Source organism: Glycomyces sp. NPDC021274, from assembly GCF_040641195.1.
GTDB lineage: Bacteria > Actinomycetota > Actinomycetes > Mycobacteriales > Micromonosporaceae > Glycomyces.
On sequence record NZ_JBFADC010000004.1, the window covers coordinates 343803 to 364949 of the forward strand.

20 protein-coding genes and 1 other RNA gene are annotated in these 21147 nt (G+C 68.9%); 5 read left to right on the forward strand and 16 right to left on the reverse strand.

Going from position 1 to position 21147, the window contains the following annotated elements:
- The first annotated feature begins 138 nt into the window (after nt 1–138).
- Nucleotides 139–1959, forward strand: coding sequence for a DivIVA domain-containing protein (locus AB0I03_RS12505; protein ID WP_360410815.1), 1821 nt, complete (start codon nt 139–141; stop codon nt 1957–1959).
- A gap of 360 nt (nt 1960–2319) precedes the next feature.
- On the opposite strand, the gene mmsB is transcribed toward AB0I03_RS12505, so the two are convergent.
- The 3 genes from mmsB to chvE all read right to left on the reverse strand — a co-directional run bounded on the left by mmsB (nt 2320) and on the right by chvE (nt 6416).
- Nucleotides 2320–3663: a multiple monosaccharide ABC transporter permease gene (mmsB, locus tag AB0I03_RS12510; RefSeq protein ID WP_360410818.1), complete on the reverse strand. Its 1344-nt coding sequence runs from the start codon at nt 3661–3663 to the stop codon at nt 2320–2322.
- Nucleotides 3660–5213 (reverse strand): multiple monosaccharide ABC transporter ATP-binding protein, encoded by a 1554-nt coding sequence (gene mmsA, locus AB0I03_RS12515; RefSeq protein WP_360410821.1) that lies wholly within the window; start codon nt 5211–5213, stop codon nt 3660–3662. The genes mmsB and mmsA overlap by 4 nt, the downstream gene beginning before the upstream one ends.
- Nucleotides 5214–5312: 99 nt before the next feature.
- A complete protein-coding gene (gene chvE, locus AB0I03_RS12520) occupies nt 5313–6416 on the reverse strand; it encodes a multiple monosaccharide ABC transporter substrate-binding protein (protein WP_360410824.1) in 1104 nt (367 codons plus the stop codon).
- 336 nt (nt 6417–6752) lie between these two features.
- Here chvE and AB0I03_RS12525 point away from each other — a divergent pair, with 336 nt between their 5' ends.
- Nucleotides 6753–8057, forward strand: a complete 1305-nt coding sequence (locus AB0I03_RS12525) for a protein kinase (RefSeq protein ID WP_360410827.1) — start codon at nt 6753–6755, stop codon at nt 8055–8057.
- A 163-nt stretch (nt 8058–8220) separates the two neighbouring features.
- On the opposite strand, the gene AB0I03_RS12530 is transcribed toward AB0I03_RS12525, so the two are convergent.
- The 5 genes from AB0I03_RS12530 to ilvA all read right to left on the reverse strand — a co-directional run bounded on the left by AB0I03_RS12530 (nt 8221) and on the right by ilvA (nt 11660).
- Nucleotides 8221–9063, reverse strand: a complete 843-nt coding sequence (locus AB0I03_RS12530; RefSeq protein ID WP_360411078.1) for an alpha/beta hydrolase — start codon at nt 9061–9063, stop codon at nt 8221–8223.
- A gap of 147 nt (nt 9064–9210) precedes the next feature.
- Entirely contained in the window at nt 9211–9492 is a 282-nt protein-coding gene (locus AB0I03_RS12535) for a hypothetical protein (protein ID WP_270115061.1), read from the reverse strand.
- 9 nt (nt 9493–9501) lie between these two features.
- Complete coding sequence (locus tag AB0I03_RS12540; RefSeq protein ID WP_360410831.1) at nt 9502–9729, reverse strand: hypothetical protein; 228 nt, start codon at nt 9727–9729, stop codon at nt 9502–9504.
- A 23-nt stretch (nt 9730–9752) separates the two neighbouring features.
- A complete protein-coding gene (locus AB0I03_RS12545) occupies nt 9753–10442 on the reverse strand; it encodes a uracil-DNA glycosylase (protein WP_360410834.1) in 690 nt (229 codons plus the stop codon).
- 3 nt (nt 10443–10445) lie between these two features.
- Entirely contained in the window at nt 10446–11660 is a 1215-nt protein-coding gene (gene ilvA / locus AB0I03_RS12550) for a threonine ammonia-lyase (RefSeq protein WP_360410837.1), read from the reverse strand.
- A gap of 353 nt (nt 11661–12013) precedes the next feature.
- On the opposite strand from ilvA, the gene AB0I03_RS12555 reads away from it, so the two are divergent.
- Nucleotides 12014–13288, forward strand: coding sequence for an ABC transporter ATP-binding protein (locus AB0I03_RS12555; protein WP_360410840.1), 1275 nt, complete (start codon nt 12014–12016; stop codon nt 13286–13288).
- A 178-nt stretch (nt 13289–13466) separates the two neighbouring features.
- On the opposite strand, the gene greA is transcribed toward AB0I03_RS12555, so the two are convergent.
- Nucleotides 13467–13961: a transcription elongation factor GreA gene (gene greA / locus AB0I03_RS12560; protein WP_360410843.1), complete on the reverse strand. Its 495-nt coding sequence runs from the start codon at nt 13959–13961 to the stop codon at nt 13467–13469.
- A 147-nt stretch (nt 13962–14108) separates the two neighbouring features.
- A complete protein-coding gene (locus AB0I03_RS12565) occupies nt 14109–14504 on the reverse strand; it encodes a DUF4307 domain-containing protein (protein ID WP_360410846.1) in 396 nt (131 codons plus the stop codon).
- A gap of 273 nt (nt 14505–14777) precedes the next feature.
- Here AB0I03_RS12565 and mca point away from each other — a divergent pair, with 273 nt between their 5' ends.
- Together mca and AB0I03_RS12575 are read left to right on the forward strand one after the other, a co-directional pair.
- Nucleotides 14778–15629, forward strand: coding sequence for a mycothiol conjugate amidase Mca (gene mca, locus AB0I03_RS12570; RefSeq protein WP_360411082.1), 852 nt, complete (start codon nt 14778–14780; stop codon nt 15627–15629).
- A gap of 291 nt (nt 15630–15920) precedes the next feature.
- Nucleotides 15921–16505 carry a YqgE/AlgH family protein gene (locus AB0I03_RS12575; RefSeq protein ID WP_360410849.1) on the forward strand — a complete coding sequence of 195 codons (585 nt, stop codon included), beginning with the start codon at nt 15921–15923 and terminating at the stop codon, nt 16503–16505.
- A 33-nt stretch (nt 16506–16538) separates the two neighbouring features.
- On the opposite strand, the gene AB0I03_RS12580 is transcribed toward AB0I03_RS12575, so the two are convergent.
- From AB0I03_RS12580 to ftsE, 6 genes are all read right to left on the reverse strand, one after another.
- Nucleotides 16539–16988, reverse strand: coding sequence for a DUF2269 family protein (locus AB0I03_RS12580; RefSeq protein ID WP_360410852.1), 450 nt, complete (start codon nt 16986–16988; stop codon nt 16539–16541).
- A 116-nt stretch (nt 16989–17104) separates the two neighbouring features.
- Nucleotides 17105–17478, reverse strand: a transfer-messenger RNA (tmRNA) gene (gene ssrA, locus AB0I03_RS12585).
- Nucleotides 17479–17600: 122 nt separating this feature from the next.
- Nucleotides 17601–18110, reverse strand: coding sequence for an SsrA-binding protein SmpB (smpB, locus tag AB0I03_RS12590; protein WP_270115071.1), 510 nt, complete (start codon nt 18108–18110; stop codon nt 17601–17603).
- 45 nt (nt 18111–18155) lie between these two features.
- Entirely contained in the window at nt 18156–19394 is a 1239-nt protein-coding gene (locus tag AB0I03_RS12595; RefSeq protein ID WP_360410856.1) for a M23 family metallopeptidase, read from the reverse strand.
- Between the two features lie 79 nt (nt 19395–19473).
- Nucleotides 19474–20349, reverse strand: coding sequence for a permease-like cell division protein FtsX (ftsX, locus tag AB0I03_RS12600; RefSeq protein WP_360410859.1), 876 nt, complete (start codon nt 20347–20349; stop codon nt 19474–19476).
- A gap of 22 nt (nt 20350–20371) precedes the next feature.
- The gene (gene ftsE, locus AB0I03_RS12605; protein WP_270115074.1) at nt 20372–21052 is read right to left on the reverse strand and encodes a cell division ATP-binding protein FtsE; all 681 of its coding nucleotides are present in this window, start codon (nt 21050–21052) and stop codon (nt 20372–20374) included.
- Between the last annotated feature and the right edge of the window lie 95 nt (nt 21053–21147).

The following is a 21147-nucleotide window of genomic DNA, read 5'->3' on the forward strand; positions in this document are numbered from 1 at the left end:
TTACCGTCGAAGTCTGCGACAGTGAAGAATGATCGCAGGCGTAGGTCGACGGTGGAGGAACCACAGCTTCGGCCGCGTCCCGTCACATCCGGTCCCTTGCCGGGCGTGACGGGACGCGGCTTACGTGAGGATGAGGGTATGGCGCGTGAAGACAGACTGGACGACTCGGAACTGCTGACCGGATTCAACGAGGGTGGACCCGTCGAGTACGAGTTCGAGACCGCCTTGCGCGGATACGACAAGGGACAGGTCAAGCGGTTCCTGCAGCAGATGCAGCTCCAGATGGACACCCTCGCCGGCGAACGGGCGGAAGCGGTCGCGCAGATCGACCGGCTCGTGATCCAGATCCAGCAGCTCCAGGCGCAGATCCAGGAGCTCAGGCGCCGCAGTGCCGCGGGCGACAAGGCCTCGTACCGGCACCTGGGCGTGCGGATCGAGCACATGCTGACCCTCGCGGAGGAGCAGGCCGAGGAGATCAAGGCCAACGCCCACGCGCAGACCAAGCATCTGCACCAGCACGCGGACAACCGTCTTCGCGAGGCCGAAGCGCAGATCGAGCAGGCGCGCAAGGACTTCGAGACCACGTTGAAGGCCCGCCGGGCCGCCGCCGAGAAGGCCGAGGCCGACCGGCGCGCGATCATCGACGCCGAGATCAACAAGCGGGCCCGCGAAGCGCAGGCCATGGTGGACCAGGCCAAGGAGCGCGCCGCCGCGCTGGTGGCCGAGGCCGAGCAGGACGCCGAGAACAAGCGCGCCGCCGCTGACGAGCAGACCCGGCAGCTGGTCGCTCACGTGGAGCGCCTCCGCGCCGAGGCCCAGCAGCTCAAGGACGACGCCGCGCTCGCCTCCGAGCAGGCCATCAGCGAGGCCCGCGAGAAGGCCGACCGGATCGCCGCCGAAGCCGAGGCCGAGGCCGAGCGCAAGCGCGCCGAGCACGAGGCCGAACTGCGGGACCTGCGCACCGAGGCCGTCGAGAACCTCGAGAAGTTCAAGCAGGAGACCGAGACGTTCGCGCAGACCGTCCGCACCGAGGCCGAGAGCGAGGCCACCCGCGTGCGGGCCGAAGCGGCCGACAACGCGACCCAGACGCGCACCGAGGCCGCCGACGAGGCCAAGCGGCTGCGCCTCGACGCCCAGCGGCGTCTGGAAGAGGCCGAGGCCGAGGCGCAGCGGCTCACCGCCGAGACCGAGGAGAAGGTCGCCAAGCTCACCGCCGAGGCCGAGGAGGCCGCCCGCCTGGAGCGCGAGGCCGCCGAGGCCAGCGCGCTGCGCCTGGCCGAGGAGACCTTCGCCGAGACCCAGCGCCTGCGTGCGGAGGCGGCCGACGCCTCACGTCAGGAGCGCGAGGCGGCCGAGGTCGCGGCCCGCAAGCTCAACGAGGAGACCGCGGTCGAGACGGCCCGCCTGCGCGAGCAGGCCGCCGCCGAGGCCGAGCGGATCACCGCCGAGGCTGCCGCGGAGGCCACGAAGCTGCGCGAGAACGCCGACCGGGTGAGGATCGAGGCCGAGTCCGAAGTGGAGCGCGCCCGCGCCCAGCTGGCCGAGATCGAGGCCGAGCGCGAGCGGCTGCTCGCCGAGGCCAAGGCCGAGGCCGCGCGGATCCTCGAGCAGGCCGGCCAGGAGGCCGAGCAGATCCGCTCCGAGCGCGACCAGTACGTGTCCGAGGCCGAGAAGAAGGCCGAGAACGCGAAGCGCCGCGCCGAGGAGCTCTCCAAGTCCGCCAAGCAGACCGCGCGGCGCGACTCCGAGGCGATCCTGGCCACGGCCCGGGCGCAGGCGAAGAAGCTCGTCGAAGAGGCCCGCGCGGCCCGCGGCGAGGAGCCCCCGAAGGCGGCCCAGCAGGCCGCCCAGGAGGGGCCTGCGGAGCCCGCGGTCAACAAGCCGACCAACGGCCGCAAGCGGCCCCAGGGCGGCGGCAAGCAGACCAGCGAGGCGGCCGAGAAGGTCTCGTACTCGTAAGTAGACAGAGCAATGCGAAGGGCCCGGTGCGGTTAGCGCACCGGGCCCTTCGCCTACCCGGTTCGACGCGATCCGCTCCTACCGGTCCCCGGCCTCGACCGCGCCGACTACAGGCTCGCGCACGCGCTCTGCCCGCCCCCGCCTCGCGCAGCGTCACTCGGCGATCTCGTCCGCTCTTTCGGGTGACACGATCGCCGCCCGCCCCGGTTCTTGTCGGACCCGCGAGCAACGCTGGGAGCTACGGTTCCTTCCCCGCCGCTCTTCAACACTGGCCGGAGGGTGGGGGTTTGTGGACGGGCGAACGCGGAAGGGCCCGCAGCGCTTTCGCGCTGCGGGCCCCTCAGAACCAGTCTGAAGCGACTACGAGATGGTCTTGTCATCCGTGGTGGCGCTGAGCGTGCCGGCCTTCGTGGGCTCCTTGTCGGTGCCTTCCTCGGCCTTGCGCTTCGCGTCGCCCGAGCCGCCGGGCGTGGTGCCGACGATCGGCGGCATGAGGCCGCCGCCGGTGGCGCGCTTCTTGTTCCACACGTCGAACACGACCGCGGCGAGCACGACCAGGCCGAGCACGACCTGGACGGTCTGGGTGGCCACGCCCAGGGACGACATGCCCTGGTCCATGACGCCCATGACCAGGCCGCCGATGATGGCGCCGATGATGGTGCCGACGCCGCCGGACATCGAGGCCCCGCCGATGAACGACGAAGCGATGGCGCTCAGTTCGAACATGTCGCCGGCGGTGGTCGTCGCCGAGTTCAGGCGGGCGGTCGCGACCACACCGGCCAGGCCGGCCAGGGCGCCCATGTTGACGAACACCCAGAACGTGGTCTGCTTGGTCTTCACGCCCGAGAGCAGCGCGGCCTTCTCGTTGCCGCCGCCCGCGTAGATGTGGCGGCCGAACACGGTCCGGTTGGTGATGAACGTGTAGAGCAGCACCAGGCCGAGCAGGATCCAGCCGACGATCGGCAGACCGCGGTAGGAGAAGAAGACCAGCGAGCCGCCGACGATGACGACGACGAGCGCCACGATCTTGACCGACCACATGAGGTTCGAGGTGGACTCGATGCCCGCGGCGGTGCGCCGGCGGCGCCCCGTGGTCTCGACGGCGACGATCAGGGCGGCGGCGAGGATGCCGAAGATCAGGGTCGGCACCTGCAGGGAGACGCCGAAGGCCTGGTAGCCGGCGGCGCCGCCGCCGAGCTTGAGGAACTCCTCGGCGCCGATGGTGATGGTCTCGGCCCCGAGGATCTGGAGCGTGAGGCCGCGGAAGATCAGCATGCCCGCGAGGGTCACGATGAAGGCCGGGATGCGCATGTACGCGACCCAGAAGCCCTGCCAGGCGCCGATGATCGCGCCCGCGCCGATCGCGGCGAGCACGCCGGCCCACCAGGGCATGCCCCAGTCGGAGATGGCGATGGCTGCCACCGCGCCGGTGAAGGCGAGCACGGAGCCGACCGAGAGGTCGATGTGCCCGTTGATGATGACGAGCATCATCCCGATCGCGAGGATGAGGATCGGCGCGTTCTGGACGATGACGTTGGTGATGTTGCGGGACGTGATGAAGTTCTGGTCGAGCTCCATGACGACGAGCACTTGGAACAGCAGCATGATCGCCACGAGGGCGATGACCATGCCGTAGGCGCGCAGGTTGATGTTGCGCAGGGACGACCAGAGCGTCGGCCGGGTCTGAGTCTCGGTGGTGGTCATGAGCGTAGTTCTTCTCCCCCGGATGCGGTCTCAAGGGTCATGAGACGCATCAGTTCTTCCTGTGTGGCGTTCTCGCGGTCGACCTGGCCGGTGATGTGTCCGGCGCTCATCGCGTAGATGCGGTCGCACATGCCGAGCAGTTCGGGCAGTTCGGAGGAGATCATGAGGACCCCCTTGCCCTGGTCTACCAGCTTGTGGATCAGTTCGTAGATCTCGTACTTGGCGCCGACGTCGATGCCTCGGGTCGGCTCGTCGAGGATCAGGAGCTCGGGTTCGGTGAACACCCACTTGCCGAGCACGACCTTCTGCTGGTTGCCGCCCGAGAGGTTCCCGGCGAGCGAGAAGACCGACGGGGCCTTGACGCCGAACTCGGTGCGCAGGCGCTCCGCGACGGCGTTGACCTTGTTCTGGTCGACGACGCCGTAGCTGGAGACCTTGCCCAGACCGGGCAGGGTGAAGTTCTCACGCAGGTCGTAGTCGAGGTGCAGGCCGTAGTGCTTGCGGTCCTCGGTGGCGTACGCGAGGCCGGCGTCGATCGCCTCGGGCACGGACTTGAGCTTGAGCGACTTGCCGTCGAGCGTGATGGAACCGGAGATGCCGGTGCCCCAGCTGCGGCCGAAGACGCTCATGGCGAACTCGGTGCGGCCCGCGCCCATGAGGCCGGCCAGCCCGACGATCTCGCCGCGGGCGACGTTCAGGGACGCGTTGTTGACGATGACGCGGTCGCGCTGCTCCGGGTGGTACACGGTCCAGTCGTCGACCTCGAAGAAGACCTCGCCGACCTTGGGCTCGTGCGGCGGGTACAGGTGCTCGAGGTCGCGGCCGACCATGGACTTGATGAGCCGGTCCTCGGTGACGCCGTCGGCGGCGGTGTCGAGGGTCTCGATGGACTTGCCGTCGCGGAGGACGGTGATCTGGTCGGACACCGACAGCACTTCGCCCAGCTTGTGGGAGATGATGATGCTGGTGACGCCCTCTTCGCGCAGTGCGCGGAGCAGCTCCAGCAGGTTCTCGGAGTCGGTGTCGTTGAGCGCGGCGGTCGGCTCGTCCAGGATCAGGAGCTTGACGCTCTTGGACAGGGCCTTGGCGATCTCCACGAGCTGCTGCTTGCCGACGCCGATCTTCTCGACGAGGGTGCGCGGGTTGTCGTGGAGGCCGACCTTCGCCATGAGGCGGGCGGCCTCGCCGTTGGTCTTGTCCCAGGAGATGAATCCGCCGGACTTCTGCTCGTTGCCCAGGAAGATGTTCTCGGCGATCGACAGTTCACCGACGAGCGCGAGCTCTTGGTGGATGATGACGACGCCCGAGGACTCGGAATCGCGGATGTTGCGGAAGCGGGCGGGCTCGCCTTCGAGTTCGATCTCGCCTTCGAAGTCGCCGTGGGCGTAAACGCCGGACAGCACCTTCATGAGCGTCGACTTGCCGGCGCCGTTCTCGCCGACGAGCGCGTGGATCGTGGCCCGCTTGACCCGCATGTCGACCCCGGCGAGCGCGAGCACGCCCGGGAACCGCTTGGTAATCCCCCTCATACGGAGGATGTCTTCAGACATGTCTTGGTCCTATGTGGAATGACAGCTTGCTCTGGAGAAGGGTTGGGGGTGCCCCGCCGAGCGGGGCACCCGTGTCGAACCGCGTTCGAGCAGTGGTGGCTACTTGATCTCGCCGGCGTCGATGTACCCGGAGTCGATGACGACTTCCTGGTAGTTGTTGACATCGACGCTGACCGGCTCGAGCAGGTTCGCGGGAACCACGCGCACACCGTTGTCGTAGGTGGTCTCGTCGGTCGTCGCGGGGGTCTCGCCCTCCATCAGTGCGACGACCATGTCGACCGTGGTCGAGGCGAGCAGGCGGGTGTCCTTGTACACCGTCTGCGCCTGGCGGCCGTCCTTGATGTACTGGATCGAGGCCACCTCGGCATCTTGACCGGTAACAACGGGCAAATCGGTCCCGGCGACGTATCCATCGCTCTCCAGGGACGAGATGATGCCGCGGCTGATGCCGTCGTACGGCGAGAGCACGGCGTTGACCTTGTCGCCCCCGCTGTAGTAGGTGCTCAGGATGTTGTCCATGCGGTTCTGGGCGTTGTCGCCCGACCAGTCCTGCGTGGCCACGGCGTCGAGCTCGACCTGGCCGGACTTCACGACGAGCTTGCCCTCGTCGATGAAGGGCTGGAGGACGTCCATCGCACCCTTGAAGAAGTACTTGGTGTTGTTGTCGTCCAGCGAGCCGGCGAACAGCTCGATGTTGAACGGGCCGGCCTGGGTCGCGAGGCCGAGCGCCTCGGCGATGTAGGTCCCCTGAAGCGTGCCGACCTTCTCGTTGTCGAAGGTGGCGTAGTAGTCCACGTCGGGCGTGTCGAGGATCAGGCGGTCGTACGCGATCACGTGGATGCCCTCGGCCTTGGCCTCGGCGAGCACACCGGTGAGGGACTTGTTGTCCTTCGCGGCGATCACCAGGACGTCGACGCCCTGGCCGACCATCGTCTGGATCTGGTTGACCTGCTTCTCGACGTTGTCCTCGGCGTACTGGAGGCTCGTGGTGTAACCGGCGGCCTCGAACTCCTTCACCAGGTTCTCGCCGTCGAAGATCCATCGTTCGGAAGACTGCGTGGGCATCGCGATGCCGACGCTGCCGCCACCGCCCTCGCCATCGCCACCGTTGCTGTCATCGCCGGACGCGCACGCCGAGGCGGTGAGCGCCACAGCGGCCGCGCCGACGGAACCGGACAGCAGATGACGTCGATTGACGTTCATTAGTACTCCTTCGTACCGGGCGGTTTCGGTGCACGACCTACGTCGCCCTGGGGTCAAGACGGATTCGATAGTTCAACGTTTTTCCACAACCGTCAACAGCGGATGCGTCTCGTGTCCGAATCGTTGCCTTCCAGCTTCGACGAATTCCGACACTCCGCTCCCTCGCGGCACATCGAACGTGTGCCGTCTCAATGAATATGACTGTGCGTATCGTCTCCCTCACCCGATCGTCCCACATCCCTACGGGCGACTACCACTCGACCGATCGGATGGGTTAGCCTCACATTTAGTGCCAAATCACGACACCGAACAGCTGACCCCCCGGAGGAGGTGAGGATGTCGACCACCCAGACCATCGGACCGGCCGCCGTACACCGTTTACTGCACCGGGACGCGGTGTGCAGCGTCTTCAGCGGCACCGTCGCGACAGGCCCCACCGAGCTGCTGTGCGTCACCGTCGCCCATGAGCGCGTCGACGGCTCCCGGCGCGAAGTGTTCCTCGAATGGGCCGCGAAACTCACCGGCCTCCCCGCCCACCCCCACCTGTCCCCCTGCACCGCCGTCGGGCTCACCGAGAACGGCCGCCCCTACCTCGCGGTCGGGACCGCCCGCCGCAGCCTCGCCGACCTCCTCGCCGAGCAGGGGCCCATGCCGCCTGGGCAGGTCCGCGCCCTCGGCGTGGCCTTGAGCGACGCCGTCGCCGTCTACCACCGCGCCGGGCTCATCCACGGTGCCATCCAGCCCTCCCACATCCTCGTCGGCACCGCCCGCCACCTCCAGCTCACCGCCTACGACGTCACCGCCCCCGTCCTGGCGGCCCCCCTCCCCCCCACCCCCTACACCGCCCCTGAGCACCTCGACGCCGCCGTCGCGGGAGAGGTGGCCGCCAGCCCCTCCGGCGACGTCTACGCCCTCGCCACGGCCCTCTACGCCGCCCTCGGCGGCCGACTGCCCTGGGTCCGGCACGCCCGCGAGGAGGCCGCCGACCCCCTGCTGCGCGCCGCCCCCGTCCCGCACATCCACGGCGTGGACGCCGAACTCACCGACACGATCGGCGCGGCCCTCAGCCCCGACCCGCGCCGCCGGCCCACCGCCGACGCCTTCCGCGAGCAGCTCACCCGCCTCCAGCTCTCCGGCCCCAAGGCCCAGGGCACCCGCCCCGACACCGTCGCCAACGGACTCCTCCCCCGCCGCGGCCTGCGCCCCGTCACCGTCGCAGTCTCGACCGAACTCGCGCCGTACCGGCCCAGGCGCGAGCGCGTCGGCCTGCGCCCGCGGCTGCGCTCCATCGCCACGGCCACCGCCGGCGTCGCCCTCACGGGAGCGCTCCTCGGCGGCGCCGCACTGGCGACCTACGCGGCCAGCAACCCCGAGAGCACCGAGACGTTCTGCTCCGATCCGACCCTGCTGGGCGGGCGCATCGACGAGCAGCTTGAGGACGGCCGGATCGTCGACAGCTGGTGCGCCGAAGAGGGCGACTACGTGGCCGCCACCGTCGACTACCCGGGCGGCTCCGGCGGCGACGGCGAGGGCACGACCGAGCGCAAGGTGTGGCGCATCGAAGGCGAGACCCTCGTGGCCGTCACCGACTGCGCCGACACGGCGCTGCCCAGCGCCATCGCCGACTTCCTCTGCGCCTGAACCTTCGCCTGAACGTTCGACATGACCGCCTCCTTTTCGATCGCCGGCCTCGCACCGGCTTGCACGCAATAGTGCGAGGCCGAACCTGAAGGGGACCTGAAGCCAGCTGAAGGCGGCTTCAGGAAGCGGTCAGTCGCGTTCGGACTCGGGCAGGCTGCGCCCTTCAATCCGCCTTCGGCGAACCGTCCTCATGCCCTGCCTTCGGCAGACCGTCTTCATTGCCCGCCTTCGGCAGACCGTGCTCATTGCCTGCCTTCGGCAGGAATCCTCCGAAGGCGGCCACGGACTTGTCGGCGTAGGCGGAGGTGTCGCCGCGCTCCATCGGTCCGTGCCAAGTGGTCGGCAGCGGCGCGTGCTCGGGGAGGATGCGGCCGACGATGCGGTCCAGGGCCTCTTCGGCCTTGCCGACCCACAGGTGGCTGCCGTTGGCGATCTCCACGACCTCCGCCTGCGGCACGGCCGCGAAGCGCTGCTTCGCCTCCGGGTACTGGAGATAGTCGTCCTGCTCGGGAATGAGCGCCAGCAGCGGGCGGCCGTCCTCGGCCCACCGCGCCAGATCGTCCTCTTTGGAGTAGCGCAGCGGCGGCGAGAGGAGCACGGCCCCTTCGACTCCCGGCTCCAGGCCGTACTTGAGGGTGAGGTCGGTGCCGAAGGACCAGCCGACGAGCCACACCCGCGGCAGCTCGGCGAACTCCGCGTACTCGACCGCCGCGGCCACGTCGAAGCGCTCGCCCACGCCGTGGTCGAACGCGCCCTGGCTCCTGCCCTGCTGAGATTCGGTGCCGCGGGTGTTGAACCGCAGCACCGCCATGTTCGCCAGCGCAGGGAGCCGCCAGGCGGCCTTGCGGAAGAGGTGCGAGTCCATCATGCCGCCGTGGGTGGGCAGCGGGTGGACGCAGATGATGGTCGCCTCGGGCGCGCGGTCGGCGGGCAGGGCGAGTTCGCCGACGAGTTGGAGCCCGTCGGCGGTTTCGAGCGTGAGCGCCTCGCGTTCGGCGGGGAGCATGCTCGCGGATCTGATGACAGCCACGCCGGAATTATCCCCGCTGGAAGGCGATCGGCACCACCGCGTGTGGCGCACCTTGCAGGCGCTTGCGGAGCACGGCCGAGGGCGGGGCCGCGAGACCCCGCCCTCGGTTCGTTCACGTGCGGTTCAACGCCACCGGCCGGGCCGGCGGCGGCTCCTGGCGTTCCAGCAGCCGGTGTGCCAGTGGCGGCGGTCGCCGCCGTCGCCGTCGTCGGCCCAGGCGACGACGTGGGGCGTGCCCGGCTGGATCTCGAGGTCGCAGCCGGGGCACCGGTAGGTCTTCTCAGCGCCTGCGCCGGGGATGCGGCGGACCCGGACGGGTCCGTCCGGGCCGTCGATCAGGCTCGGGTCCTGGGCGCCCGATGTCGGCCGCCGGGCTTCGCTCTGGCGGCGGTTCTTGCGCGGCATGGTTCGCCCTTATGCGTGAGCGGGGTCGTCTCGCCCGGCATCGGTCGCCGTGGCGGCCTCCGCCTCGGCGGCTTCGCGCGCGACCCGCTCGTTCAAGCGGCGGACGTGCTTGTTCATCCCCCGGATGAGGAGGACCGTCACGACGACGAGGAACACGGTCACGAACAGCCCGAGCGGCCCGGCCATCGCCTGGTCGCGCTCCGGCCCGAACTCTTGCTGCGCCAGGATCTCGATCACGGGTCAACCGTATCCCGCGGGCGCTAGGACTCCTGCAGCGCCGGAAGCCGCCAGTCGACCGGCTCACCGCCCTGCTCGACGAGGAGGGCGTTGGCGCGGCTGAACGGCTTGGAGCCGAAGAAGCCGCGGCGGGCGCTCAGCGGCGACGGGTGGGCCGATTCGATGGCCGGGACCGCGCCGAGGAGGTCCTTGAGCTTGCGCGCGTCGTTGCCCCAGAGGATCGCGACGGCGGCGCCGCCGCGCTCGGTGAGGGCGCGGATGGCCTGCTCGGTGATCGATTCCCAGCCTTTGCCGCGGTGCGAGGCGGGCGTGCCGGGGGCGACGCTCAGGGACCGGTTGAGCAGCAGGACGCCCTGCTCGGCCCAGGGGGTGAGGTCGCCGTTGGCGGGGAGCGGGTAGCCGAGGTCGTCGCGGTACTCGTTGAAGATGTTGACCAGGCTCTTGGGGAGGGGGCGCACGTCGGGGGCGACGGCGAACGAGAGGCCGATGGCGTGGCCGGGGGTGGGGTAGGGGTCCTGGCCGACGATGATGACCTTGACGTCGTCGAACGGCTGCTGGAAGGCGCGGAGGATGTGCTCGGCGGCGGGCAGGTAGCGGCGTCCGGCGGCGACTTCGGTGCGGAGGAACTCGCCCATCTTGGCGACGTCGTCGGCCACGGGGGCGAGGGCCTTGGCCCAGCCGGGCTCCATCAGTTCTTCAAGCGGTTTCTGCATGACTCAGATGCTAGGTCCCTCCACCGACACGAAATACCCCGCGTCGCGCAGGGCCGCAACGATTTCGGTCGCGTGTTCGGATCCGCGGGTCTCGATCGAGAGGTCCACGGCGACTTCGCCGACGGAGAGGCGGGGGTCGCTGCGCTGGTGGTAGACGTCGACGATGTTGCCGCCGTAGGCGCCCACGAGCTGCAGGATCGAGGCGAGCGCGCCGGGGCGGTCGGCGCAGCGCAGGTTGGCGCGCATGAACCGCCCGGAGGCGCCGAGGCCGTGTTCGATGAGCCGCATGAGCAGCAGCGGGTCGATGTTGCCGCCGGAGATGACGGCGACGGTGGGGGTGTCGTAGGCGACCGAGTAGTTGAGGAGCGCGGCGTAGGCGGTGGCGCCGGCGGGTTCGACGACGAGCTTGTTGCGTTCGAGGAGGGAGAGGAGGGCGCGGCTGATGTCCTCCTCGGTGACGGTGACGATCTCGTCGACGAGGGTGGCGACGTGCGCGAAGGGGACGTCGCCGGGGCGGCCGACCTTGATGCCGTCGGCGATGGTGTGCATCTTGTCGAGGCGCACGGGCCGCCCGGCGGCGAGGGAGTGCGTGTAGGCGGCGGCGCCTTCGGCCTGGACGCCGATGATGCGGATGTCGGGCTTGAGCTGCTTCGCGGCGGCCGCGATGCCGGCGATGAGCCCGCCGCCGCCGACTGAGGTGACGATGGTGCCGGTCTCGGGCAGCTGCTCGAGGATCTCGAGGGCGATGGTGCCCTGCCCGGCGACGATGTCGTGGTGGTCGAAGGGGTGGATGAGGGTGGCGCCGGTGTCGGCGGCGAAGCGGTGGGCGGATTCGAGGGCGTCGTCGACGGTGTGGCCGCCGAGGATCACTTCGGCGCCGTAGCCCTTGGTGGCGGCCACTTTCGGGAGCGGCGCGGATTCGGGCATGAAGACGGTGGAGCGGATGCCGAGCGTGGACGCGGCGAGGGCGACCCCCTGGGCGTGGTTGCCCGCGGAGGCGGCGACGACGCCGAGGGCGCGTTCGGCCGCGGTGAGGTGGGAGACGCGCATGTAGGCGCCGCGGATCTTGAAGGAGCCGGCGCGCTGCAGGTTCTCGCATTTGAGGTGGACGCCGTCGAGGACGGGGTCGCGGGAGGGTTCGAGGGGGGTGCGTCGCACGATCCCGGCGAGTTCGGCCGCCGCGGCGCGGACGTCGTTGAGTGTCACGAGTTGCGTCACGCCTCGATCGTAGTGCGCGGCCCCGGGAGTCCCCGGGAACCCGGTGGCGAGCGGTTCCCAGGAGAGCGCCACCGAGCGAGAAAGCGGTTACTGTATACCGATATGCCACCCTTGGGTCCGCATGGGCGATGGGTCGGCCCATTGAAACCGCAGGTCGCACCTAGTGTGAACCGCCGTTCACCTCCTGCGATTCCGGGTGACCGCCGTTACGCATCGGATAAGGAAGGCTTAAGCTACTAAGCGTCAATCCTTAACCAGGAAGAAGCCTGCGAGTCACGCTTCGCCGACCGCCCGCCCGAACCACCGACTCACCAGTGACAAATCCATCCCCTTAGAACCCCCTGGAGTCAACGGTGACTGCTGTCACGCTGAAGAACGTCTCGAAGGTGTTCCCCGGCGATACCCTGGCCGTGGACTCCCTGAGCATGGAAGTCAACCACGGCGAGTTCCTCGTCCTGCTCGGCCCGTCCGGATGCGGCAAGTCCACAGTGCTCCGCATGGTCGCGGGCCTCGAGACGCCCTCGGACGGCGAGATCCTCCTCGACGGCGAGTACGCCAACGAGCTCCCGCCGCGAGACCGCAACGCGGCCATGATCTTCCAGACTTTCGCGCTCTATCCGCACATGTCCGTCGCCGACAACATCGGCTTCCCGCTCAAGCTCGGCAAGCAGAACGGCGCCCAGTCCGTGCCCGACGCCGTGGGCGACATGGCCAGCGCCCTCGGCATCTCGGACCTCAAGGACCGCAAGCCGAACCAGCTCTCCGGCGGCCAGCAGCAGCGCGTCGCCATGGGCCGCGCACTCGTGCGCCGCCCCAAGCTCTTCCTCATGGACGAGCCGCTCTCGAACCTCGACGTGGGCCTGCGCGCCGAACTGCGCACTGAGATCTCCTCCCTGGTGCGCCGCAACGACGCCACGACGCTCTACGTCACGCACGACCAGACCGAGGCGCTCACGATGGCCGACCGGGTCGCGGTGATGCGCAAGGGGGTCCTGCAGGACGTGGGTACCCCGGACGAGGTCTACGAGCGCCCCGCGACGATGTACGTGGCCGCGTTCCTGGGCACGCCGCGCATGAACCTCCTCGAGGCGCGCGTCAACGTGTACCTCGATCGCTATGTGGCCCTTGACTTCGGCGAGCAGGAACTGCGGCTGCCGTGGCACGACCTGCGCGGGCGGGCCGTGGCCCGCTACCACGGCGAGAACATCGTGGTCGGGATGCGGGCCGAGGCGCTGGCGCCGGTCGCCGACGGCCACCCGGGGCAGTCGATCGCGGGCCGCGTGCGCTTCTACGAGCACCACGGCCACGAGACGCTCGTGTTCCTCGACATCGGTGCGACGGCGGTGGTGCCGGACGGCATCGGCGACAAGCCGGACCTGACGCGCGGCGGCTCGAAGCCGCGCCGCCGCCTCGGCGGCCTGTTCTCCGGGTTCGGGCAGTCGCAGGTCGAGCAGCGCGAGGCCGACACGGGCCCGATCCGCAAGCCCGCGGACCTGGTGTTCCGGCTCCCTCCGCACATCCCGGTCTCGGCCGGTCAGCCGATCACGGTGGCCGTGCACATGGACGCGCTGCACTACTTCGACAAGTACGGCAAGCGGATCGACGTCGGCTGGTCCGCACGGGCTTAGGCGCGCAACACTTCTGGACGGCACAACGCCGCGGACCCCCTTCGGGGCCCGCGGCGTTCGCGTTGCGCTCGAGTCGATTCGCTGCTGCGGTGAAGCCGGCAAGACGTCAATCGGCCGGCCTCGGCGACGCTTGCGAGCCGTAAATCAGCCGGCCTCGGCGACGCTTGCGAGCCGTAAATCAACCCAAGAACTTCTCGGCGTCGATGATCTTCACCGAGATCTCGGTGTCCCTGGGGGTCTTGTAGGAGACGGTGTCGCCGACCTTGTGGCCGAGGATCGCCGCGCCCAGCGCGGAGTCGGGGCTGTACACCGTGAGGTCGGTGGTCGCCGCGATCTCGCGGGAGCCGAGGAGGAACTTCTCGGTGTCGTCGGGGTCGCCGTCGAAGGCGATGGTCACGACGGTGCCGATCTGGATCTCGTCGCTGTCCTTCGCCTCTCCCACCTTCGCATTGCGCAGCAGGTCCTCGAGCTGGCGAATGCGCGCCTCCTGCTTGCCCTGCTCGTCGCGGGCGGCGTGGTAGCCGCCGTTCTCCTTGAGGTCGCCTTCTTCACGGCGGGCGTTGATCTCGGCGGCCATGGCGGGACGGTTCGCGATGAGCTCGTCGAGTTCGCCTTTGAGGCGGTCGAAGGCCTCCTGTGTGAGCCAAGTGCCCTGGTTAGCGTCGGTAGCCATGTGATCCATATCCTCCGAATAGTGCAATCCGTGCGATCCGTACTGCGAGGTCCTGCCTCTGCGTGAACGTCCTCGCGACCCGGGTGAACCCCGGATAGCGAAAGGCCCGCCGACCGAAACGCGGTGCGACGGGCCGAAAGTCAATAGTCAGTCCGTCTGCCAACACCTCAGGACCTCGCCGGTGTTGGGCACGCCCTCCACTGCGAGGGGGTACGACATCACCACATGGGTGGCATCGTCCGCCGGGATCTCGACCTCGGCGTAGCCGATCTCCGCGCCCGCGAGGTCGCGGGACCTGACAGCGCAGGTGGCCCCCTCGCCGGCCGGCTTGTACACCTCGAACTCGACGGTGACCTGTCCCGGGACGGAGTCGTCGAAGCCGCGCAGGCGCTCGGAGACCTCGTTCTGGCCGTACACTTCCGAGAGGCGCCAGGCGGCGAAGAGACCCGCCAGGACGACGCCGACCGTGAGGGCCGCGGTCACCGCCGGACGGCGGCGCCGGGGTTCGCGGCGCCGACCGTAGCGACCTTCGGGAAAGGTCACGTCTGCAGCGTCAGCAGACGCCCCAGGCACGCGCCCATCCGTGGTCTGCATCTCAGTCATTGCGTCGCTTTCCTTCGCGAACAGCGGTTTCACCGCCGGAGCCGCGGTTCCTGGCAGAACCGGGAAGTAATGATTATCGAGTATCGTTGCACAGAATGCCAGAGCCGACAACCACCGCAGTGCGCGAGTCGGTTCCAGTGCGCCGAGCCTTACCACTAGAAGCACCCGCCAGTGAGGTTGACCGACGTGACGAACCAGAGCAAGCTGCGCCTCATGTGCGTGCACGCCCACCCCGACGACGAGTCGAGCAAGGGCGCCGGCACGATGGCGCGCTACGTGCGCGAGGGCATCGAGGTGCTCGTGGTGACGTGCACCGGCGGTGAGCGCGGCGACGTGCTCAACCCGAAGATGGACCGCCCCGAGGTCCAGGAGAACCTGCCGCGCATCCGCAACGAGGAGATGGCCCGCGCCCGCGAAATCCTCGGCGTCGAGCAGCACTGGCTGGGCTTCACCGACTCCGGGCTCCCCGAGGGCTGGCTCCCCTCCTCCGGCACCGAGCTCCCCGAGGACGCCTTCTACCTCGTGCCCACCGAGGAGGCCGCCGCGCCGCTCGTGGAGATCATGCGCTCCTTCAAACCGCACGTGGTCACCACGTACGACGAAGAGGGCGGCTACCCGCACCCCGACCATGTGAAGACCCACGAGGTCTCCGTCGCGGCCTTCGCCGCCGCGGGCGACCCGGAGCGGTACCCGGGCCTCGGCGAGCCGTGGCAGCCGCTCAAGCTGTACTACAGCCACTCGTTCGGCAAGGCCCGCATCGAGGCCCTGCACTACGCGATGGTCGCCGCCGGCCTCGAGTCCCCGTACAAGGACTGGATGGACGCGGGCGACTGGACCCGCGACAAGAGCGAACGGATCACCACGCGCGTCGAGTGCGCCGAGTACTTCGACATCCGCGACGAGGCGCTGAAGGCCCACGCGACCCAGGTCGACCCCGACGGGTTCTGGTTCGCGGTGCCGCGCGAGCTCCAGCAGAAGGCCTGGCCCACCGAGGACTTCGAGCTCGTCGAGTCGCGCATCGAGTCGCGCCTGCCCGAGGACGACCTCTTCGCCGGACTCCGTTAACGCACTTCGGCACCGCTGATACACAACGGCCCCAGGGAACTCCCGGGGCCGTTTTCTCCACTTGCGACGACTGCAGACCCGTGCGTCACGGCCTGGCCACCGGATCGTCGGGCCTCGCGCACCCTCAGTGAGGAAACAACTGTCGGGCTCCCGACACCACGGTGTATTTCCTCGGAAAGTGCGGGAACCTTGCTGCAAGCGCGCCCCCGCGGGTTACCGTGCCGGGAGAACCGGGACGAACCCGAGTCTGGGACGTATTCGCGGAGGCGGGCGCAGAACGGAGGTGGCCCCATGGTCAGTCGCGAAACAACACCGGCGCGCACCAAGTCGTTCGTCGGCAGTCTCCTCGTCGCCACACCCACGCTGCAGGACCCCAACTTCGACCGCACGGTCGTCATCGGCGTCGGGCACGAGTCCGACGGGGTGCTGGGCGTGGTCCTCAACCGGGCCACCGAGCGGAAGGTCGTCCACTACCTCGACCAGTGGGCGGATCTGGCCGGGCATCCCGCCGTCCTCTTCGAGGGCGGACCGGTGCAGCCGGACGCGGCGATCGGACTGGGCTGGCGGAAGGCCGACGCGCCCTTCAACGACGCGTTCCGGCCCGTGCTCGGACGCCTGGGCACCCTCGACCTGGCGCGGGACCCCGACGAGGTCGCCCCGCTCCTGGAGGGCATGCGGGTCTTCACCGGCTACGCCGGCTGGGCGCCGGGGCAGCTCGAGGACGAGATCGACGCCGGCGCCTGGATGGTCTTCGACGCCCTGCCCGCCGACCCCTTCTCGGCCAACCCCGAGGAACTGTGGGCCATGGTGTGGAAGCGCCAGGGCGGCCTGCTCTCCGCAGTGGCGCACTTCCCCGCCGACCCCGTCATGAACTGAGGCCCCCGAAGGCACGGCTCGCGAAGCCGTAAGTCAGGCACCTGGCCACCAGGCCATGAGGATCACGACCACGCCGTAGCAGACGATGTTCAGCCCCGAGAGCGCCAGCAGCCGCCCCCGATGCTGTTCCAGCGGTTCGCCGCCCATGGTGCCATGCGCGTCCTGGAGGTCTTTGCCGATGCGCGCGAGCACGCCGGGGATCACGGCCGCGCCGTTGACCACCGCCACCGCGTACAAGGTCGAGGCGATGATCACCCAAGGGTCGGCGAACGAGTACCGCTCGCTCGTCATCATCGTCAGGACTCCCAGCAGCGCGGCCACCAGTGTGAGCGCGTTGAAGGCCATGCACCGCCGTCCGGCGCGGTGCACGCGGTCGCCGTCCCGCTCCCGCAGCGCCCGCTCCCCCAGCCACGGCGTCAGCATGGCCGGGCCGACGAACACGACGGCCAACAGCACGTGCAGGACCGACAACAGAGTGTGCATACTGTGATCTTACGGACAAACCGCCCACTGCAATCGCTGAACCGGGGTCGCACCTGCACCAGGGCATGAAAAAGGCCGGGCCCGGACGCCTTCGCGTCCGGGCCCGGCCCCTATGGCCGTGGAGCTGCAGGGAATCGAACCCTGGTCCTCCGCTGCATCTGTGAGACTTCTCCGGGTGCAGTCCGCTGTGCCTTTTATCGAGCCCCACCGATCACGCGGACGAGACGGTGTGGCGGGCTCTAATCGCCGATAATCTCGGCCTTCCGTCCCAGCGATCAAGACGTCGGCCCAGCATCCTTAAATGATGCCGCGAACCCAGAGCGGATGCGCCCCTGGAGCGGCAACTTCACAGTCGCTTAGGCAGCGAGAGCGAAGTCAGTGCGTTTTGCGTTGGCACTTATTGGTTTCCAACGTTGGTTTACGAGACAGCGTTGGCTTCCTCGACCCGCTTCCCTCACCTCAACATACGGAGTCGAAACCGATCAGCCCCGAGACTTGGTGAGTGAGTGTTTCACCCTGTTCAGTTGTAGGTCGTGCACCGCGCCTTTGAACGACACGGCTGTGGAATTCTAACCCAGTCCAACGACCGGCGTCGAACCGATATTCCCCGGGTCACTTCCCGCCGCGCTTGGCGGCGCGGCCCATGGCCTTCTCGATCTCCCGGTCGGACTCGCGCTTGGCGATGGCCTGGCGCTTGTCGTAGTTCTTCCGGCCCCGGGCGAGCCCGAGCTCCATTTTGGCGTAGCCGTTGAGGAAGTACACCGAGAGCGGGACGAGCGTCAAGCCCGGCTCGTCCAGCTTGTGCGCCAGCTTGGCGATCTCGCCCCGGTGGAGCAGGAGCTTGCGGATGCGCCGGGGCGGGTGGTTGGTCCACGTCCCGAAGTCGTACTCCGGGATGTGGAGGTTGTGGACGCGCGCCTCGCCGTTGTAGATCTCGGCGTACGCGTCGACGATGTTCCCCTTGCCCTGGCGCAGGGCCTTCACCTCGGTCCCCGACAGGACCATCCCGGCCTCGTAGGTGTCCAGGATCTCGTAGTCGTGCCGGGCCTTGCGGTTGGTCGTCACGACCGAGCGCTCGGGACCCGAGTGCTTGACCTTCTCCTGCGTTTGCTTCTTGGACACGGAGCAAGCTTAACGATCGAACATGTGTCTGTCGAAACCAATTCGCTACCGGCATAGACAGCTCGGCAGGTACCCCACCGGATTGACGCGCTCGCCGTGCACGCGGACCTCGAAGTGCAGGTGCGGGCCGGTGCTGTCGCCGGTACTGCCGACCGCGCCGATGCCCTCGTCGCGGTCGACGTGCTCGCCGTCGTTGACCCAGATCTCCGACTGGTGCGCGTAGCAGGTCGACACGCCGCCGCCGTGGCTGATGCACGTCAGCTGGCCGTAACCGTTGCTCCAGCCCGCGTAGACGACCTTCCCCGAGTCCGCGGCATGGATGGTCGCGCCGGTGCCGGCGGCGAAGTCGGTGCCGCCGTGCAGGCGGGTGGTGCCGTAGATCGGGTGGCGCCGCCAGCCGTAGTCGGAGGACTTCCAGCCGTCGACCGGGACCACGAAGCCGCCGCCGCCACCGCCGCCGGAGGAGCCGCCGCCGGAATCGCCGGAGTCGTCGTCGTTGTCCTCGGCCTGGCGCAGCTGGTCGGCGAGGCGCTCGGACTCGGCCTCGAGCTCGTCGTACTCGGACTGCGCGTCGTCCCGGGCGTCCTCGGCCACGGTGAGCGCCGCCGCGTGCCGGCCGATGAGGTCCTGCACGGCGGCCTGGGCGGCCTGGGCTTCGGTGTAGCGGGACTCGGCGGCGGCGAGCGCGTCGGCCGCGGCGGTTTCGGCGGCCTCCGCCTCGGTTTCGGCGAGGGACGCGGCGTTCTCGGCGTTGGCGGCCTCGCGGCGGGCGACGGTGACCTCTTCGACCGCGCGGTTCTTGCCCTCCATCATGAACTCGAGGTAGGTGAGGCCGTCGACGGCGGCCTGGGGATCGCCGGAGGAGAGCACGGCGTCCACGGTGAGCAGTTCGGAGCCGCGGGCCGTGGCGGCGAACAGGGAGGCGCGGGCCTCGCGGGCGGCCTCGGCGGCCTCGCGCGCGGCCTCGTACTCGGCCTCGGCCGCCTCGAGCGCCTCGCGGGCGGCGTCGGCCTCGCGCTGCGCCTGGGCCGCTTCGGCTTCGGCCGCGGCGACGCGGCCCTGCGCGACGGCGACGGCGTGCTCGGCGACGGGCAGCTCGGCCTGGGTCTCGGCGAGCACCTGGCCGGCGTCGCGCACCTCGTCCGAGGCGTCCTCGAGCTGCGCGGCCATCACGGCCTTGTCGCGCTCGACCTCGTCCAGCTCGGCCTGCGAGACCCCGAACGCGGGACTGCTCGCGGACCCTGCCAGGAGCAGGACCGCGAGCAGCCAACCGATTCGTCTCATAGGGCCCGAATTTAGTCCATCTGCGACGGACATTCAGGGTATTCGAGACACTACCCTCTGTAGAGCACGAAGCCCGGGGTCAGACCTTGATGTTGAAGCGCAAGGTGATCCACGCCGTGATCGCGCTGATCACCGCCGAGACGCCGACCAGGATCGGCAGCAGGACGAGGATCGCCTGCATCGTGATGGGCGGCATGAGCTTGAACAGGTCCTCGAACTGGCCGTCGATCACCAGGAACTTCGCGGCGACGAGCGTGCCGAAGGCGAAGATCGAGCCGATCACCGCGGCGAAGACCGCCTCGAGGACGAACGGCGCCTGGACGAACCAGTTCGGTGCGCCGACCAGCTTCATGATCGCGACCTCGCGGCGCCGCGAGTACGCGGCGACCTGGATCGTGTTCGCCACCAGCATGAGCGCGGCCACACCCTGCACGAGCGCGATGACCAGGGTGAGGCGCTGGGCCCCGCCGAGGAGGTCGAAGACCTGCTGCAGGATCTCGCGCTGGTTGGTGACCTGGTAGACGCCGTCGCGGCCCTCGAACTGCTTGATGAGCTCAGGGGCGTCGCCGATGTCGTTCATCTTGACGCGGAACGCCGCCGGCAGGACCTCGGCCTCGACGGCCTTGACGAGGTCCGGGGAGTCCTTGAAGGTCTCCTGGAAGCGCTCGAGCGCCTCGTCCTTGTCCTCGTACTGGACCTCGGCGACGAGCTCGTTGTCCTTGAGCTCCTTGTCGATCTGGTCGGTCACCGTCTGCTCGATGTCCCGCTCGAGGTAGACGACCACTTCGAGGTTCGTCTGGTAGTACTCCTCGATCACGTCGACCTGGTTGTACAGCAGCAGGCCCGCGCCGAGCATCGACAACGAGACGGCCATGGTGATGATCATGGCGACGGTCATGGAGATGTTGCGCCACAGTCCGAGGAAGACCTCGGACATCACGTACTTCGCGCGCATGTGCTCTGAATCTGCCTTCCGCTTAGCCGTAGACGCCGCGAGCCTGGTCGCGGACGATCTGGCCGTTCTCGATCTCGATGACGCGACGGCGCATCTGGTTCACGATGTTGGAGTCGTGGGTGACCATCAGGATGGTGGTGCCGGTGCGGCTGATCCGGTCGAGGAGCCGCATGATCTCGATCGAGGTGTCCGGGTCGAGGTTACCGGTGGGCTCGTCGGCCAGCAGCAGGAGCGGCCGGTTGACGAAGGCGCGGGCGACCGCGACGCGCTGCTGCTCGCCGCCGGAGAGCTCGTGCGGGTAGCGGTGCTCCTTGCCGCCGAGGCCGACCAGCTCGAGCACCTCGGGGACGACCCGGCGGGCGACCGAACGGGGCTTGCCGATGACCTCGAGCGCGAACGCCACGTTCTCGGCGGCCGTGCGGTTCGGCAGCAGCCGGAAGTCCTGGAACACGCAGCCGATGCTGCGCCGGTAGGCGGGGACCTTCCACCGGCGGAGCTTCGTCACGTCGGTGTCCCCGACGGAGATCTTGCCCTTGTCCGGAACTTCTTCGCGCAGCAGGAGCTTGATCATCGTGGACTTACCCGCACCGGTCGGACCGATGAAGAAGACGAACTCTCCCTTGTCGATGAAGACGTTCACGTCTTCCACCGACGGGCGGTTCGACCGGGGGTAGTGCTTGGTTACACCCTCAAGCTGAATCACGAGGCGGAGTCTAACCGCCGAACCGCGGGGCCGGTCGGGCGGCTCCAGTACAAGCGTGGCATATTCCGCAGTTTCAGCCCCATATGTCACGGCCG